This is a genomic window from Pedobacter gandavensis (assembly GCF_014172405.1).
Classification (GTDB): domain Bacteria; phylum Bacteroidota; class Bacteroidia; order Sphingobacteriales; family Sphingobacteriaceae; genus Pedobacter; species Pedobacter gandavensis.
The window spans coordinates 390,822-408,200 of the sequence record NZ_WNXC01000004.1 but is presented as its reverse complement, the minus strand read 5'-3'; the positions used below and the strand labels follow the sequence as shown (position 1 = coordinate 408,200).

The window sequence follows — 17,379 nt, the reverse complement described above, 5'->3', positions numbered from 1 at the left end:
AATAAAGTAATAACATGATAAATTTAGTTTGGCTGGTTCCCTTAATTCCTCTTTTAGGCTTCGTTATCAACGGCCTGGGAAGAAATACGCTTTCTAAAAACCTAATCGGTTTCATCGGAAGCAGCGTGATATTCATTTCCTTTGCTATCAGTGTAGGTATCTTCTTCGAATTGGGAGCAGATGCGAATAAGTCGCACGAGATCTTCTTGTTCGACTGGATCAGTGCTGGTAAGCTGAACATTCCACTTTCCTTCCTGTTAGATCCACTCAGCTCTATTATGCTGTTGATCATTACTGGGGTGGGTTTCTTAATCCACATTTACTCTGTTGGCTATATGCATGCTGATGAGGCTTTTGGGAAGTTTTTTAGCTACCTGAACCTATTTATCTTTTTCATGTTGCTATTGGTATTAGGTTCTAACTATATCGTAATGTTCATCGGATGGGAAGGCGTAGGACTTTGTTCTTACCTTCTAATTGGATTCTGGTACACGAATAGTAGTTATGCTTCTGCAGCTAAGAAAGCTTTCATCATGAACCGTATCGGTGACCTTGGATTCCTCTTAGGGGTGTTCTTTATCTTTACCACTTTTGGTACTGTAGAGTTCTCTAAAATCTTTCCTCAGGCGGCAAATATGCTTCCTGGAAACGGTAGCATCGCCTTAATTGCTTTGTTGTTGTTTATTGGTGCCTGCGGTAAATCGGCTCAGTTGCCTTTATTTACCTGGTTACCTGATGCGATGGCTGGTCCAACACCAGTTTCTGCATTGATTCACGCAGCTACCATGGTAACTGCAGGTGTGTATATGATCGCAAGATCAAACGTGATCTTCGACCTGGCACCAATGATTCAGCATATTATCGCGATCGTTGGTTTAGCTACGGCAGTATTGGGTGCAATTATCGCCTTAACACAAACAGACATTAAAAAGGTACTGGCTTATTCTACAGTATCTCAATTAGGATATATGTTCCTTGGTTTAGGAGTTGGCGCTTACAATGGTGCTTTCTTCCATGTGATCACTCACGCTTTCTTTAAAGCGTTATTGTTCTTATGTGCAGGTTCTGTAATTCATGCTTTACACCATGAGCAAGACATGAGACATATGGGTGGCTTACGTAAGAAATTACCAGTTACATTTATCACCATGTTGATCGGAACGATTGCAATTGCTGGTCTACCTCCATTCTCAGGTTTCTTCTCTAAGGATGAGATCCTGGCGCATGTCTATGCACATGATAAAACGATGTGGGCAATTGGTGTATTCACTGCATTCCTTACTGCTTTCTATATGTTCAGAATGTTGTTCCTTACCTTCTCAGGGAAGTATCGTGGAACGCACCATGCAGAAGAGAAAATTCATGAATCTCCAAAGTCAATGACTATTCCTCTAATCGTATTGGCAGTGTTATCTGCTATCGGTGGAATGATCGGTGTTCCTGAAGCATTAGGCGGAAACCATTGGTTGTCGCATTGGATGGCTCCTGTGATCAAACACGCTACTGAAGGTCCAGATCATGCAACAGAATATATGTTAATGGCAGTTTCTGTAATAGGTGTACTGATTGCAATTGGCTTCGCTTATGTGAAATACGTTAAACAAAACCATATTCCTCTTCCTGATGAAGGAAAAAGAACGGCTTTGGCTAATCTGTCTTACCAAAAATTCTATATCGATGAGATTTATGATTTCCTAATCAGAAGACCTTTAGATGCACTTTCAACTTTCTTCTATAAAATTATTGACAATAAGATTGTTGATGGTATAGTGAACGGTTTAGGCTGGGGCACATCGGAAGCTAGTAAAGGTTTACGTTTGGTTCAGTCTGGAAACGTTGGCTTCTATCTGTTAATGATGGTGGTAGGAATCATCTCATTGTTATTGTATACTTATTTATCTCTGTAAAAGATCGTTCAAGAAAACATAATGGAACAACTTTTAATACTTCTTATCTTTCTACCATTGGTTGGCGCCGTGGTTACTGCATTCCTAGGTAATGCAGCGAAACATGTGGCTCTGGGGTCAGCAATCCTTTCGTTAGGCTTGACTCTAATCACGGTATGTAATTTTACACCGGATGCCAGTACGCAATTTGCGGTAAACTATCCCTGGATTCAGGATTTGGGAATCAATTTCCACGCGGGAATTGATGGCATTAGCATGATCACTATTTTATTAACCAACGTATTGGTTCCGATCATTATCCTATCGGCTTATCAGCATGATTATAAAAAGCCCAATGCTTTCTTTGCATTGATCTTGTTCATGCAGTTTGGTTTATTATTGGTGTTTACAGCTTTAGATGCGTTCTTATTCTACATTGGTTGGGAAGCAGCGCTAATTCCAATCTATTTTATCTGCGCAATCTGGGGTGGTAAAGACAGAATTAGAGTAAACATGAAGTTTTTCGTGTATACCATTGCTGGATCTCTATTCATGTTAATGGGTATCATTTATCTATACTTACAAAATCCTGCTCATAATTTTGAGATCCAGGCTTTCTATAATTTAAATCTTGATGCTGTACAGCAAGGCTGGATTTTCTGGGCTTTCTTTATCGCATTTGCGATTAAGATGCCGATTTTCCCATTCCATACCTGGCAACCAGATACGTATACTGAAGCTCCAACTCCAGGAACCATGTTATTGTCAGGGATTATGTTGAAAATGGGTATTTATGGCGTAATCAGATGGTTGTTGCCAATTGCTCCGGTGGGTGTTCAGGAATGGGGTCATTTAGCCATTATCCTTTCTATTATAGGGGTGGTTTATGCTTCTATTATTGCTTTTACGCAGAAGGACGCCAAGAGATTGGTTGCTTATTCTTCTATCGCTCACGTAGGATTAATTGCTGCAGGTATATTCGCATTGAATACACAAGGTATGCAAGGTGCTATGGTACAGATGTTGAGTCACGGTATCAATGTTGTCGGTTTATTCTTTGTGCTGGATATTATTGCCAGCCGCATGAAAACTAATAAAATTGCAGATTTAGGTGGGATTGCAAAAAAAGCACCTCAACTGGCCATTGCATTTTTAATCATTGTATTGGGAACGGTAGCACTTCCGGGAACAAATGGTTTCATTGGCGAGTTCTTATTGCTGATCGGAATTTATCAATACCAGGTTTGGGCAGGCGTTTTCGCTGGATTGTCTATCATCTTTGGTGCGGTATATATGTTCAGAATGTATCAGAACATTATGCTGGGAAAAACCAACGACTTAACCATCGGCTTTACAGATATTAAAGGATCTGAAAAAGTAGTATTGTATGTCATTTGTGCCATGATTATTGCTTTAGGTGTATATCCTAAACCAATTCTTCATTTATCTGAAGCCTCGGTACAACAATTAATAGAACAGGTATCACAAAAATTAACATCGGTAAACTAAGCAAATGAATATCATCATAACAATTATTGTTACAGCTTTAGTGGTGCTTTATGCAGGTTTGTTTAAAGCTAAAAAAGCGTTATTACCCCTTACCTTAATTGGGTTGCTTACCTCACTGGCTTTTGTAGTTACTTCCTGGAATACCAACCAGACTTATTATGGAATGATGCAAATGGATAATTTTGCATTAGCTTTCGCTGGTCTTGCTATTATAGGAACTCTTTTCATTTTCCTGTTGACACAGAATTACTTTTCTGCCAATAGTGAAAACACTGCAGAATACTTTACCCTGATACTTTTTGCCCTAACGGGAATTGTGATCATGGTATCTTACAAGAACATGTCGATGTTATTTATCGGTGTGGAAATTATGTCTGTGGCGCTTTACATTCTTGCAGGGATTAGAAAGAATAATTTTGCTTCTAATGAGGCTTCCTTAAAGTACTTCTTAATGGGTGCTTTCTCTACAGGCTTCCTATTGTTCGGTATTACCCTGATCTACGGAGCTACGGCCTCTTTCGACCTTGATATGATCAATAAGTACCTGGTAGAAAACCCTCAATCAGTTTCGCCATTATTCTACACAGGCGTGATCTTGTTGTTAGTTGGGATGTGCTTCAAGATTGGTGCTGCACCTTTCCATTTCTGGACTCCAGATGTTTACGAAGGTTCACCAACATTGATTACAACTTTCATGTCTACTGTAGTGAAAACTGCAGGTTTTGCAGCGATCTTACGTTTGTTCGCGGATACCTTTGCGCCACTTCATGATTTCTGGTTAGTGCCTTTGATGGTAATTGTATGTCTGACGCTATTCATTGGTAATGTTACTGCTTTATTTCAGAAGAACTTCAAAAGAATGTTGGCTTATTCCAGCATCTCTCATGCAGGTTATTTATTGTTCTCTTTAGTCTCGCTTACTGCCAGTTCGATGAACAATGTATTGGTTTACGCTGTTGCTTATACTTTCGCAAGTATTATAGCTTTTGGCGTGTTGATTTTAGTAAAACAGAAAACGGGTAATGATAACTTTGAAAGCTTTAATGGCTTAGGGAAACGTAATCCATTTGCTGCACTTGCTTTGACAGTAGCGATGTTGTCATTAGCGGGGATCCCACTAACAGCTGGTTTCATCGGTAAATACCTGATGTTCCTAAATGTGATGCACGATTATCACTTTTATTTAGTTGCTTTCGCAATTTTGAATGCTTTAGTCGGGTTTTACTATTATTTCAAAGTTATTGTAGCGATGTATTTCAAAGAAGGTACAGAAGTGGAGCTGGAAATGCCTGTGCAGTATAAGGTTGTATTGGCTTTATCCCTGATCATTACAGTTTTCTTAGGGATTTATCCAACTGTAATTTTAAATCTGATATAGTCATTATCTGTAGATAATTATATGTAGTTTTACGAATAATTGAACTATGCAAGATTTCTGGAACTCATTACAGCAATTCATTGATCCTGAAAAACTACTTAAAGAAGGTGGTTTTTATGTTGTAATGTTTGTGATCTTCGCCGAGACAGGTTTGTTTTTTGGTTTCTTTTTGCCAGGGGACTACCTGTTGTTTCTTGCCGGCATGTTCGTCGCTACAGGCAAATTAGACGTCAACCTTTATGTGTTGATTCTAGGATTAATTCTTGCCGCCGTGTCTGGTAATTTTACGGGTTATTGGTTTGGTCGAAAGACGGGCCCAGTCTTGTACGAAAGAAAGGACTCCTTCTTCTTTAAAAAACGCTATTTAAAGGCTGCCGAAGATTATTATAATAAACAAGGCGCCTTTGCACTTATTATGGGACGCTTTGTTCCGATTGTAAGAACTTTTGCACCGATTTTTGCGGGGGTAGTAAAACTAGACTTTAAAAGATTTGCATTATATAACTTTGCAGGTGCAATTATTTGGATTGCTTCCTTAACTTTGCTTGGTTATTTCCTAGGCAAAAGATTTGAAAAAGAAATTAACGATTATTTATTATACATTATTATAGGTTTTATTGTCATCACCACCATTCCACTGGTTTACACGTTTGTAAAGAAGCAAGTGGTGAAAGAAGACAATGACGATATATCAAACACTGAACATTAAAAATGATTAAAGACGAGCGTCATCCGTGGCATTTTGTTTCTCCAGGTGAAAACTTACCTGAAACAGTAAATGCAATTATTGAAATTCCTAAAGGATCTAAAGCAAAATACGAAATCGATAAAGATTCCCACCTGATTAAATTAGATAGGGTACTTTTCTCTTCGGTAATGTACCCAGCTAACTATGGTTTTATCCCACAAACTTATTGTGATGATAATGATCCTCTGGATATCCTTGTACTTTGTTCTGTTGACGTTTATCCAATGTCAATTGTTGAAGCAAAAGTTATTGGTGTAATGCACATGGTGGATAATGGTGAACAAGACGATAAAATTATTGCAGTAGCAAAAAATGATATGTCTGTAAACTATATCAACGATTTAGCAGAATTGCCTCCTCATACTATGAAGGAAATTGTGAAATTCTTCCAGGATTATAAAGCCTTAGAAGAAAAACAGGTTACTATTGAGCACCTTTTAGGCGTTCGATATGCGCATAAAGTGATACAGGAAAGTATCCAACTTTATGACCAAAAGTTTAGAAATCAAACATCTTAATGGAAGGATTCAAGATATTTTTAACTTTCTTCTTAGTAGCACTGAACGGATTTTTCGTTGCAGCAGAGTTTGCAATTGTAAAAGTTCGGGCATCACAAATTGAAATTAAAGCAAAATCAGGTAGCAGGGTAGCCAATATTGCAAAATATATTACCCAGCATCTGGACGGATACCTGGCTGCCACGCAGCTAGGTATTACTTTAGCCTCTCTGGGCTTAGGTTGGGTGGGTGAATCTGTCATGCACAGTCTTATTCACGACATGCTATTGAGCTTTAACTTCTCTGAAGTTCTCATCTCTTCTATCTCTACCGCAATCGCTTTCTTATTGATCACTGTTATGCACATTGTGTTTGGTGAATTGGCGCCTAAATCGATAGCGATTCAGCGCCCTGTAGCGACAACATTGTTTATTGCAGTGCCATTACAGGCATTTTACTTGATCTTCAGACCCTTTATCTGGGTGTTGAACGGATTTGCAAATATGATCCTTAAAATATTTGGGATCTCAACTGTAGGAGGCCATGAGTCTGTACACAGCACTGAGGAACTTCACTATTTGTTAGATCAGGGTAAGGAGAGTGGTGCTTTAGATACTAATGAGCATGAATTGATTAAAAATGTCTTTGACTTCAACGAAAGAGTTGTAAAAAACATTATGGTTCCCAGAACCAAAATATCAGGAATTGAATTGTCTACTCCTCCAGCAGCTGTGATTGATAAAATTATTGGCGACGGTTATTCAAGATTACCGGTCTATGATGGAATTATCGATAAGATCATTGGTATTATTCATGCCAAGGACATTTTACCGCTATTGGCCTCTCATAAGGATTGGGTCTTACAAGACATCATCAGAAAGCCTTATTTCGTTCCTGAGACAAAAAAAATAAACGACTTGCTGAGCGAGCTTCAGCAGAAACGCATCCAAATCGCAATTGTAATCGATGAATTTGGCGGTACCGCAGGTATGGTGACACTCGAAGATATCGTAGAAGAGATCGTTGGAGAAATCCAGGATGAGTATGATGAAGAAAAACCAACAGTAGAAAAAATCTCAGATACTGAATTCATCATTAATGCTTATGCCACTGTTTACGATGTGAATGAGCATTTACCCCACGATCTTCCCGAAGATGAGGATTTTGATACTGTAGGTGGCTTGGTATCCCATGCTTTTGGTAAAATACCAGAGGTAGGAGATAGCGAAGAATGCTATGGGTATTTATTCACTATCCTAAAGAAAACCGAGCAAAATATTGAAACCATAAAGCTTGAACTGGTGATTGATAAAAGCGATATGGTGGACCTCCACTAAATCTGTTAAGCAATGCACGTTTTTTATACCCCTGATATTGATTCGACTGAGTATTCTTTAAATGAAGAGGAAAGTAAACATTGCCTTAAGGTCCTGCGGTTAGGAAAAGGTGATGTTGTCAATCTGATTGATGGAAAAGGAGGCTTTTATGAAGCCGAAATCATAGGTGAAGGAAAGAGAAATGTCCAGCTTCATGTGATCAAAGCAGTTCAGGAGTATCAAAAGCGTAATCACCACCTGCATATTGTGGTTGCACCTACAAAAAATATTGATCGCTTGGAATGGTTTCTTGAAAAAGCAACTGAGATAGGCATTGATGAGATCACCCCAATCATCTGCGAGCGTTCCGAAAGAAAGATCATCAAGGAAGATAGACTGAACAAAGTGATCACATCTGCAGTTAAGCAGTCTTTACAAGCTTATCATCCGGTATTAAATCCACAGGTTTCTTTTACAGATTTTCTGAAGATAGAAAATAACTCTATTAAAATGATTGCGCATTGCATTGATGGAGAACCTCGATTATACATTAGTCAGGTGGCAGAACCGCATCAGAGCTATACCGTTTTGATTGGTCCGGAAGGTGATTTTAGTCCGAAAGAGATCGAACTCGCTTTGCAAAACGGCTTTAAACCCTTAACTTTAGGTAATACACGTCTGAGAACAGAAACTGCTGCATTGGCAGCCTGCTTTGAAGTGAATTATTTAAACAGATGAAATTAAAAGCAGGCTTAGTTGTCGGATTGATATTCTTGTTGTGTGGCTTTAAGCCGCCAACATACAAGATGGCTAAGTTGAAATATAACGGAGGAGGCGATTGGTATGCCAACAGAACCGCTCTTCCTAACCTCATCGAATTCTGCAATAAAAACCTGAATACCAATTTTGCTCCAGAAGATGCCACTGTTGAAGTAGGTAGTGCAGAGCTATTCAACTATCCATTTGTTTATCTTACCGGACATGGCAATGTGGTTTTTAGCGATGCTGAAGCTCTGAATTTAAGAAAATACCTTAGTGGTGGAGGCTTTCTTCATATCGATGATAACTACGGACTGGATAAATTTATCAGAAAAGAGATGAAAAGGGTTTTTCCTGAACTTTCTTTTGTCGAGCTGCCTGCAAATCACCCACTCTATCAGCAAAAGTTTAAATTCCCAAAAGGGTTACCGAAAATTCACGAACATGATGGCAAAGTCCCTCAGGGTCTTGCTTTAATAAAGGAAGGTAGAGTTGTCTGCTATTACACATTTGAGTGCGATCTGGGTAATGGTTGGGAGGATTTTGGAACATACCCGGGGGACACACAAGATAAGCGCTTGAGCGCGCTAAAAATGGGCGCCAATTTGGTTCAGTATGCACTAACACAATAACGATGAAGGTAAAAGTAAATGAGCAATACAATTTCGAAGTAGCGATTTCAGCGCAGGCATTAAAAGTGAATGGGCAAGCGCTTGGGATTGATGCCAAGGCGCTATCAGGCAGTACCCAACATATTATTTACCAGAATAAATCCTATACAGTAGAGGTTGTAGAACGGGAAGAAGGAGGAAAACAAGTGACTATTAAGGTAAATGGAAACTTGTATCAGGTGAACATCGAGGATCAATATGACGAATTATTGAAGCAATTAGGTATGGACAATGCTGCTGCACAAAAAGTTCAGGAAATCAAGGCCCCGATGCCAGGTTTGGTACTCCAACTTGTAGTTTGCGAAGGTCAGGAAGTAGCTAAAGGTGACAGTTTATTGGTCCTGGAAGCGATGAAGATGGAAAACATTATTAAATCGCCTGCTGCAGGTATCGTAAAAAGGATCATGGTGCAAAAAGGTGATAAAGTAGAAAAAAATGGTATTTTAATACAGTTTGCCTAGCTTTCAAAATTCTCTGGTACAAAAAAAGGGAGCGGTTTATTCGCTCCCTTTTTTATAAGTCTGTTTTTTAATTTCTAGCCTTGAATGTCCTTGCTGCTTTCGGTGTAAATTGCGGTTTCCCAGTAGATCTGATCTCTGAGGCACCTAACATCGTCATTGCGCAACGGAACCCGATATCAGCCGTAGATTCGTCTTGTTGTAGGAATCTTCTGGTTGCTGGATTTAACCATAACGCCTGATCATCCCATGATCCGCCTTTATAGACTCTTGATTTATCCGTTACCAGAGTAATTTCTCCATATAAATCATTTGCTTTATCACGAAATCCTCTTTGATCCGCATAAGTATTTATCTTACTCTCTGCAGGCGCTGCTGCTTGTTTCTCTGCCCAGGTTTGTTTCTTGTAAGCTTTCGCATCGGTTAAAACTGGTCTATTATACTTATCTATTTCAATTTTGCCACTGATTGGATCAGCTACCTTCTTGTCTTTGTAATAGTTACCTCTATATGGATTGAAAGCATCTGCAGCTTCAAATGTTTTGGCACGATAAACGTCCGCAACCCATTCATTTACATTTCCAGCCATATTGTATAGACCAAAATCATTAGGCATGTAAGACCTCACCGCAACAGTTAAACCACCTTTATCATTCAGGGAGCCACCAACACCCATATAATCTCCTTTAGTTCGCTTAAAGTTGGCTAAAATCAATCCCCTGGTCTTTCTGCTCGGTGAACTTAAACCCATGCCATTCCATGGATAGATTTTGTTAGCGTTTATGTTTTCATACTGTGTATTGCCAATTAGTCCTAGGGCTGCATATTCCCATTCTGCCTCTGTTGGCAGACGATAAGGTTGTTTGATGATCCCATCTTCCAGTCTAACATTTCTAGTGGCTCCATTTCTACCATTAGCCCCAGCGGTAGCATTACCAGCATTTGATGGATTAAGATCCCTCATTGCTCTTTTTCCTTTGTCGTCATACTGTCCGCTTAGGTAAACGTCAGTGTTAAACGCGCCTTTCGCATTGTTGGTTGATGCAGCAGTTGCTGTATTGGAACCTGTACCATTCAGATCTTTGAAGCTGGTCATGTATCCTTTTTCGCGGAGTAAAAGCTCATTCACACGATCCGTTCTCCAGGCGCAATATCTTTCTGCCTGTTCCCAAGTTACGCCTACTACTGGATAATCCTGGTAAGCAGGATGCCTCAAATAATTATCTACGTAAGGTTCATTGTAAGATAGAGGTCTTCGCCACACTAATGTGTCGGGGAGTTCGTTGTAATAGTATTCGTGATCTGTAGGATAGTTGGTGCGAATCCAGTTCAGGTACTCCAACCAGTTGGTATTTGAAACTTCAGTTTCATCCATATAAAAAGAGGAAACAGTGGTTTCTCTTTTGTGGTTGTAATTGCTAAGCTCTTCACCAGCAACATTAATTGCGCTGCCACTCATTACAAAAACACCGCCTTCAATTTCCACTAATCCTGGTCCAGGGCCGCGTTTAAATTTATTATTTACTGCAAAGCCACCAAACTCGCGCTTGTTATACGCCATTCCTGTCTTCTCAGAAGTTCCTGATTTTGACTTACAGGAAGATAAAGAAGCTACAATTACAATGGATGCAATCGAATAATATAAGTATGATTTTTTCATATTGAGGGATCTCATAGTGCTTTGACTGTTAAAATTACATAAAAAAAGAGTTACTGAGCAAGAAAAAACACGAGTTAGATAAAAAATAATCTTTTGTAAAATATGTTTAGCGCATATCTGAGGCAGGTTTTGCAATAATCTGTTCGGAATTGCTTTGAATTTTTTATCAGATCACACCAAGTAAGTGATATGTTCGGAATTCAACAAGTTTGACTTCGTCTTAGCATATTTGTTCTTGAACAGGGAAAAATTCCTCTGGAAGTACATTATGATTCGCTTTAATGCTTAATTTCGGGGAGATCCGATCAGTAACTAAAAACTGGGAGGTAATAGAGAATAAGTATAAACTAATAGATAAGGAAATGAAGATTAAGGTAGGATTTGGCTTTGATGTACACCAGTTGAAGGATGGCCATCCTTTTATCGTAGGAGGAGTAAATTTAGAACACCATAAAGGAGCTTTTGGTCATTCAGATGCGGACGTGTTACTTCATGCAATTTGCGATGCATTACTGGGAGCCGCAAATCTTCGCGATATCGGTTACCATTTTAAAAATACAGATCCTCGTTGGAAGGGGATTAGTAGTGTGATTCTATTGCAGGAAAGTGTGAAACTGGTAAAAGAAAAAGGATTTGAAATTGGGAATATTGATGCGATGCTTTGTTTAGAAGCACCAAAAATCAATCCACATATTCCGGCGATGCAACAGCACATTGCCACTGCTATGGGAATGGACATAGAAGATATTTCAATTAAAGCTACCACAAATGAGCAAATGGGATTTATTGGTAGAGAAGAGGGGGTTGTTGCTTATGCGGTTTGCCTAATTCAAAAATTATAAAATAAGAAATCGATTAATTGCAATGCCCTCAAAATTTAGATCATTTTGAGGGCATTTTTATAAATGTCTAAAAGCCGCATTATTCTTCTAAATAGCCGAATTTTCCTTGGTTATAATCTGCGATTGCTTGTTGGATTTCTTCTGGTTTATTCATTAAAAACGGCCCGTAATGAGCGATAGGTTCGTTTATGGGCGCTCCGCTTAAAATAAGTACGATGCTATCCTGAAGACCTGTTACAAGGATCTGTTCACCTTCGTTTTTGAAGTGTACCAATGTGTCAGCTTTGGCGATTTCCCGATCATTCACTTTGATTTCTCCTTCAATCACCATAAATGCGGTATTGAAATTTGCAGGGAAATTGAAACTAGCCTCTCCACTTTTATTCAAGCGTAAATTATAGACATGAATTGGTGTAAAAGTATTGGCTGATCCTTTTGTATCGAGGTATTCTCCGGCAATTACCTCTACCTGACCAGAGTTATTCGGTAATTGATGCCTCGCAATTTCCGCATGAGTCAGCGCCTGATATTTCGGTTTGCTCATTTTATCTTTAGCGGGTAAATTGATCCAAAGCTGCACCATTTGGAAAGCACCACCTTTTTTACTAAAAGCCTCTTCATGATACTCCTTGTGTAGAATGCCACTCGCTGCAGTCATCCACTGTACGTCGCCAGGGTAGATTACCCCGGAATTTCCTGCACTATCATGATGTGCAACTGCTCCATGATAGGCAATGGTAACCGTTTCAAAGCCCCGATGTGGATGCACCCCAACCCCTCTAGGTTCATTCCGGGCAGAAAATTGGATTTTAGAATTGTAATCCAATAGGAAAAAAGGACTCATTTTGAGTTTATACCCATTAGGAAAGAAGTTATGAACCCTAAAGCCATCTCCAACCATATGAGGTGCCGGCGGATTTAAAGTTGCCGACACCTGTTTTATATTTTCATTCATTACGTCTCCATTCTAAATTAAGATGGACGTGTTGTTTTTAAGCCTGTTTTACAAACTGTAATTCGCCTAATATTCTTACGTCCTCGCTTACCATCACTCCACCAGTTTCCAAAGCTGCATTCCAGGTTAAACCAAAGTCAGTTCTGTTGATTTTACCACTGATGGTAAATCCAGCCTTAGTATTTCCCCAAGGATCTGTAGCCATGCCACCAAATTCTACATTTAATTTAACAGATTTAGTTGTTCCTTTTATGGTTAAATCACCTTTTAGAACGTAATCACCTCCATCTTTTTCAAAAGAACTAGAAGTAAACGTCATTTTAGGAAATTGTTCCCCGTCAAAGAAATCACCACTTTTCAAATGATTATCCCTATCTGTATTTCCGGTATCAATTGAATTGATATCCGCTTCAAAAGTAACCTTCGCATTTTCAAAATCTTCGGTATCAGAAGTTAAAGAGCCTGTTAACGTGTTCAAGCTACCAGTTACTGTAGTGATCATTAAGTGTTTTACTTTAAACTGTAGTTCACTGTGAGTTGGGTCTAATGACCATTGAGTAGTTGCCATAGTATTGTTGTTTTTAGTTGTTCTTTATTTACAACACAAAATTACGGCCACAAACCCAGGCTTACATTGATGTATGATAAGAAAGTGTTAGACTTTAAAATGCTTGTGCGCGAGGTCTTTACGAACTCTGCTGAGCGATTCTGGGGTGATGCCCAAATAGGACGCAATCATCCATTGTGGCACTCTTAAGGTGAGGTTTGGGTAAAGCTGAATGAAGTTCAAATACCTTTCTTCGGCCGTAGCACTAAGCAACATATTGATCCTTTTATGCATAAAACGAATAGAATTGTTCAGCATGGTGTTATTAAAATCATACATGCATGGAACATGCTTCGCTGCATCATCAATGAAATTTTTTGGCATTACAATAGCTTGGGTAGGCTCAATAGCATCAATAAAAAACTCAGAGGCCTCATTAAACATCCCATTACGATCGGACAGCCACCACTGTTCAGGGGCAAACTGGATGATATGAGTTTTACCTTTAGCATCTATTGAATAGCTGCGTAGTAAACCGTTAAGCACAAAATAACCATGAGGGGAGACTTCCCCCTTCATCAAAATCATTTCATTTTTATCAAAGCTCTTTACTTTAAGCCGACCGGAGATTAAGTCGAACTGTTCATCGGTAATGGCGACTTTTTTCTGTAAATAGAGTTTGAATTGCTCAAGCATAGGTAGTTATATGAAATCTATTTTTTATTAGGTTCGATATTTGAAAAATCTACACCGCATTTGCAGTTCGAAGCACAGCCTCCTTTTTTAGGGGATATTGATCTAATAATCATACGTCCTATATAAAATATAGCAGCGATGAAAAGAATGACAACTAATATGGTTTGAATATCCATGGTTACAAAACTAAGTAAAGCCTGCTTCGTGCAGGTCTGTTCAATGTAAATTTACTTTTCCATTAGGCCAACAGTTCCGCCAACCCAATCAAAATCGTTATTGTATCGGACACCTATCATTTTTCCCCTGCTTAATCGCACAAGACTGATACAAAGTACTGGTTCTTTTTCTTCTGGCCATAAATACATTAGTCTGATCTCCACTTTAATACCGCCATCTGGAGCTTGAACAGCGGGCTCATAATCCACTTTTTTTTGCAGGATCCAATTTTCTGGATCTGAAATATGTTCAATATCCTTCTTTTCAACATCAATAATTACCCCTAGTCCTGCAAAAGAAAATAGAGGTTTTAATACATAGTTTTCTAGATCTTCTGGAATTTCCTTCAAATCGTTAAGGAAATGAGTAGTGGGAACAAAATCGCCTTTTAAAAAGGGCATGGTGTACTTGCTGATCCGATAAAACCAGTTGGGATGTGTAATCCACTCTATATCTAGTGCTTCCCTTGGATCAAAATTATCCCTGAAAACCTCGGTGTTGTCGCCAATCTCATCAAAAATCAATCGGTTATAAATTCTTTTTAAAACCACTTTTTTGCCATCTTCTAGGTAATAAAGATGGTTACCTTCTTTTTTTAAGTCGGAAAGGCTCAATATTTTTAGGCCTAGGTATTTCGCTGTGAGGAGAAAGTCAATTGCCGTTTTCTGCTGAGGGGCATTAATGTCCATCAAGGCAACTTCATGAGGTTTATGTTTTCCAATTATGACCTCTTTGAGTAGATCAAGATAGCTTTGTTCATTAAGCCCCTCGAAATATGGCGTTAGTTCCGATGATAATTTAAAAGATTGCTGAATGGTCTTTGCTAAATGAGACTGAAAACCATATAATGAGGGGAAACCCTGAAGCTCAATTAATTTTGGACTCAGTTTTCCCGATTGATCTTTACAAATTCCAAAGTCGAAAGTTAGGAAATGAGGATGGGCACTCTCATTTGGAACTTTCCATTCCATCGGAATGGATTTCTCAGTCAGACTTTTAAAATTTGGATCTTTAATTATGGCAATGATTTCTGCACCGGCAGCAATAAGTTGATCTTTTAACATGGTGGGAATAAATACAGGAGTCTCTGCTATTCTAAAAGGAATTTCGACAAATCCTTTTTCCAATTCCTTCAAAAACAAGTTGTATTGTTCTTTTGAAAATTGCTCGTTGAAAGAGACCCTATAGCTATTGATCATATCTCATGCAGTTTTTCCGTGTTTTATAGGACAACTTGTTACTTTATGCTTCTTGCAAAGCATTTATGGCCTCGTTTAGAAAGTTCGGTAAAATTAAGCTTTGGGTCAGTGAGATTCTATTTGGATCGTCTACGCTATTCAGCATATCGAGATATTTTTCCTCTCCATGGTTTTCTATAATTGCCTTTTTCTTGTCTTCCTGAAGCAGATATAGCTTCATGCCAACAGGATCTGCTTCCGGGTGAAATTGTGTGCCTACAATTTCTGGAGTAAAGCGAATAGCCATTACACAGCGCTCCAAATCAATATGCGGGCGTTCTTTTTCTATGGCCAACACTTCAGCTTCATGATTAGAAAAGAAAATATCTTCCGGGTTGATGACCTGCCAGTCTCTACTATCCACTGTATAAAAAGGATTTGGGAGCCCATTAAAAATAGGATCATTTTCACCCTCTTCAGTTAGAAATATCGGAAATATGCCGAAGGCAGTAGAACGTCTCTTGATCACTTTACCTACACCAAATTTTCGACAAGCCATTTGGAAAGAATGACAGATTAAGAAAACGTGTTTCTTTTGATGTTCATTTCCCAAATTAAAGGCCTCCAATTCGTCCATCAGTGTGAAAAAATCGTTTTCCCAGGTTGCTCCAATCCCATCAAAGGGACTCCCCGGCCCACCGCTGGAAATGTAAATGTCATAAGTAGCGTCAGGAATTTCACCCTTTAACCTCAAATCAAATATCTCAAATGACAGGCTGTTTGCTGTTTCTTTTTGATAACGAATTAAGATTTCTTGTATCCCGCGCATTCCTTGATTTGCAGCTCCATTATTCATGTCAATTACAGCAACTCTAATGTTATTTTTATCCCTGGTCATTTTATTTGGCACCTATTAATGTTTGTGTGGTAATGTAGTCTACCACTGATTCAAAGTTACCATTTTGTTCGTAAACAGCCAATTGTCGGTCAGCGCCAGTGCCATTGGCGAGGATGGTATGGACATATTTAAGGTCTTCTCTACAACCTAGATCATCTACTACGTCGTCTACAAAATCGAGTAGTTCCAACACCAGATTTCGACAATTTACCTCCATTTCTTTTCCAAAATCAATCAAATTTCCATCAATTCCATATCTGGCTGCCCTCCATTTATTTTCATTAATTAAAGCTCTGGAATAACTGATGAATTTCATGTTCTGCAAACGGAGTTTGTATAATTTAGCACATAGTGCCTGGAATAGGGCTACAAATGCCATCGTCTCATCAATTAGCATCGGACAATCGCAAATTCTGAATTCTATGGTTTCAAAAAAGGGATGAACTCTAATGTCCCACCATATCTTTTTAGCATTATCAATACTGTTGGTTTTGATCAATAATTTAACATAGTTATCATAATCCTCAATGCTATTGAAAATGTCAGGAATTCCTGTCCGTGGAAACTTATCAAATATTTTTGTTCGGAAAGATTTATACCCAGTGTTCCTGCTCTCCCAAAAAGGTGAGTTAGTAGACAAGGCAAACACATGCGGTAAAAAATAACGCACCTGATTGGCAATGTGAATTGCTAACTCTCTGCTTTGGAAACCTACATGCACATGCAAGCCAAAGATTAAATTAGACCTGGCGGCTTCTTGAAGCTCATTCACAATCTCACTGTACCTGGGATGTTCTGTAATCAATTGTTTCTCCCAATGTGAAAAAGGATGGGTACCTGCTGCGCCAATTCGCAATCCTTGTTCTCCTGCCAATTGTGCGACTGTATACCGCAATTGGGAGATTTCTGCACGTGCTTCTTCTGTGTTTCTACAGATGCCAGTCCCAACCTCTACTACAGCTTGATGCATTTCTGCCTTGACCTGGTCTTTATGTATTTTTTGTGCTGCCTCTACAATTTTCTGATCGTGTGAGGTCAATTCGCGGGTTACAGGGTCGACAACCATGTATTCTTCCTCAACACCAAGGGTAAAAATATTCATCGTTTAATTTTTAGCTTTTGATACCTGGTTATTTGCGGCTAAATATTGTGGAGGCAGGTATTT

Annotated in this window: 18 protein-coding genes; 10 read left to right on the top strand and 8 right to left on the bottom strand. The window is 38.9% G+C overall.

From position 1 onward, the window contains the following. Positions 1 to 14: 14 nt before the first annotated feature. From nuoL to GM920_RS13930, 9 genes are read left to right on the top strand one after another with little or no spacing between them, the layout of a single operon-like run. Complete coding sequence (gene nuoL / locus GM920_RS13970; protein WP_182958385.1) at positions 15 to 1,907, top strand: NADH-quinone oxidoreductase subunit L; 1,893 nt, start codon at positions 15 to 17, stop codon at positions 1,905 to 1,907. A gap of 21 nt (positions 1,908 to 1,928) precedes the next feature. After that, positions 1,929 to 3,395, top strand: a complete 1,467-nt coding sequence (locus tag GM920_RS13965) for a complex I subunit 4 family protein (RefSeq protein WP_182958382.1) — start codon at positions 1,929 to 1,931, stop codon at positions 3,393 to 3,395. A gap of 4 nt (positions 3,396 to 3,399) precedes the next feature. Next, on the top strand, positions 3,400 to 4,773 hold the full coding sequence (locus GM920_RS13960; protein WP_182958379.1) for an NADH-quinone oxidoreductase subunit N: 1,374 nt from the start codon (positions 3,400 to 3,402) through the stop codon (positions 4,771 to 4,773). A 46-nt stretch (positions 4,774 to 4,819) separates the two neighbouring features. Continuing rightward, positions 4,820 to 5,482, top strand: a complete 663-nt coding sequence (locus tag GM920_RS13955; protein ID WP_182958376.1) for a DedA family protein — start codon at positions 4,820 to 4,822, stop codon at positions 5,480 to 5,482. A gap of 2 nt (positions 5,483 to 5,484) precedes the next feature. Beyond that, entirely contained in the window at positions 5,485 to 6,039 is a 555-nt protein-coding gene (locus tag GM920_RS13950) for an inorganic diphosphatase (protein WP_182958374.1), read from the top strand. Beyond that, on the top strand, positions 6,039 to 7,355 hold the full coding sequence (locus tag GM920_RS13945; protein ID WP_182958371.1) for a hemolysin family protein: 1,317 nt from the start codon (positions 6,039 to 6,041) through the stop codon (positions 7,353 to 7,355). The genes GM920_RS13950 and GM920_RS13945 overlap by 1 nt, the downstream gene beginning before the upstream one ends. Before the next feature lie 12 nt (positions 7,356 to 7,367). Next, on the top strand, positions 7,368 to 8,072 hold the full coding sequence (locus GM920_RS13940) for a 16S rRNA (uracil(1498)-N(3))-methyltransferase (protein WP_182958369.1): 705 nt from the start codon (positions 7,368 to 7,370) through the stop codon (positions 8,070 to 8,072). After that, positions 8,069 to 8,725, top strand: coding sequence for a DUF4159 domain-containing protein (locus GM920_RS13935; RefSeq protein WP_182958366.1), 657 nt, complete (start codon positions 8,069 to 8,071; stop codon positions 8,723 to 8,725). Before GM920_RS13940 ends, GM920_RS13935 begins: the two co-directional genes overlap by 4 nt. Positions 8,726 to 8,727: 2 nt before the next feature. Then, positions 8,728 to 9,225, top strand: a complete 498-nt coding sequence (locus GM920_RS13930; RefSeq protein ID WP_182958363.1) for a biotin/lipoyl-containing protein — start codon at positions 8,728 to 8,730, stop codon at positions 9,223 to 9,225. A 67-nt stretch (positions 9,226 to 9,292) separates the two neighbouring features. Here the strand turns inward: GM920_RS13930 and GM920_RS13925 are convergent, their stop codons facing one another. Then, on the bottom strand, positions 9,293 to 10,882 hold the full coding sequence (locus tag GM920_RS13925; RefSeq protein WP_182958361.1) for an SUMF1/EgtB/PvdO family nonheme iron enzyme: 1,590 nt from the start codon (positions 10,880 to 10,882) through the stop codon (positions 9,293 to 9,295). 362 nt (positions 10,883 to 11,244) lie between these two features. On the opposite strand from GM920_RS13925, the gene ispF reads away from it, so the two are divergent. Further along, a complete protein-coding gene (gene ispF, locus GM920_RS13920) occupies positions 11,245 to 11,724 on the top strand; it encodes a 2-C-methyl-D-erythritol 2,4-cyclodiphosphate synthase (RefSeq protein WP_182958342.1) in 480 nt (159 codons plus the stop codon). 79 nt (positions 11,725 to 11,803) lie between these two features. Here the strand turns inward: ispF and GM920_RS13915 are convergent, their stop codons facing one another. The 7 genes from GM920_RS13915 to GM920_RS13885 form a co-directional block, all read right to left on the bottom strand. After that, positions 11,804 to 12,679 (bottom strand): pirin family protein, encoded by an 876-nt coding sequence (locus tag GM920_RS13915; RefSeq protein ID WP_182958340.1) that lies wholly within the window; start codon positions 12,677 to 12,679, stop codon positions 11,804 to 11,806. Between the two features lie 37 nt (positions 12,680 to 12,716). After that, on the bottom strand, positions 12,717 to 13,247 hold the full coding sequence (locus GM920_RS13910; RefSeq protein WP_182958336.1) for a YceI family protein: 531 nt from the start codon (positions 13,245 to 13,247) through the stop codon (positions 12,717 to 12,719). A gap of 87 nt (positions 13,248 to 13,334) precedes the next feature. Then, positions 13,335 to 13,922, bottom strand: coding sequence for a Crp/Fnr family transcriptional regulator (locus GM920_RS13905; RefSeq protein ID WP_182958333.1), 588 nt, complete (start codon positions 13,920 to 13,922; stop codon positions 13,335 to 13,337). A 17-nt stretch (positions 13,923 to 13,939) separates the two neighbouring features. After that, positions 13,940 to 14,098 carry a FeoB-associated Cys-rich membrane protein gene (locus GM920_RS13900; protein ID WP_182958331.1) on the bottom strand — a complete coding sequence of 53 codons (159 nt, stop codon included), beginning with the start codon at positions 14,096 to 14,098 and terminating at the stop codon, positions 13,940 to 13,942. A gap of 51 nt (positions 14,099 to 14,149) precedes the next feature. Continuing rightward, positions 14,150 to 15,337 (bottom strand): ATP-grasp domain-containing protein, encoded by a 1,188-nt coding sequence (locus tag GM920_RS13895; protein ID WP_182958329.1) that lies wholly within the window; start codon positions 15,335 to 15,337, stop codon positions 14,150 to 14,152. A gap of 43 nt (positions 15,338 to 15,380) precedes the next feature. Next, positions 15,381 to 16,214 carry a type 1 glutamine amidotransferase gene (locus tag GM920_RS13890; protein ID WP_182958326.1) on the bottom strand — a complete coding sequence of 278 codons (834 nt, stop codon included), beginning with the start codon at positions 16,212 to 16,214 and terminating at the stop codon, positions 15,381 to 15,383. Between the two features lies 1 nt (position 16,215). After that, complete coding sequence (locus GM920_RS13885; RefSeq protein ID WP_182958323.1) at positions 16,216 to 17,316, bottom strand: carboxylate-amine ligase; 1,101 nt, start codon at positions 17,314 to 17,316, stop codon at positions 16,216 to 16,218. Positions 17,317 to 17,379 lie beyond the last annotated feature (63 nt).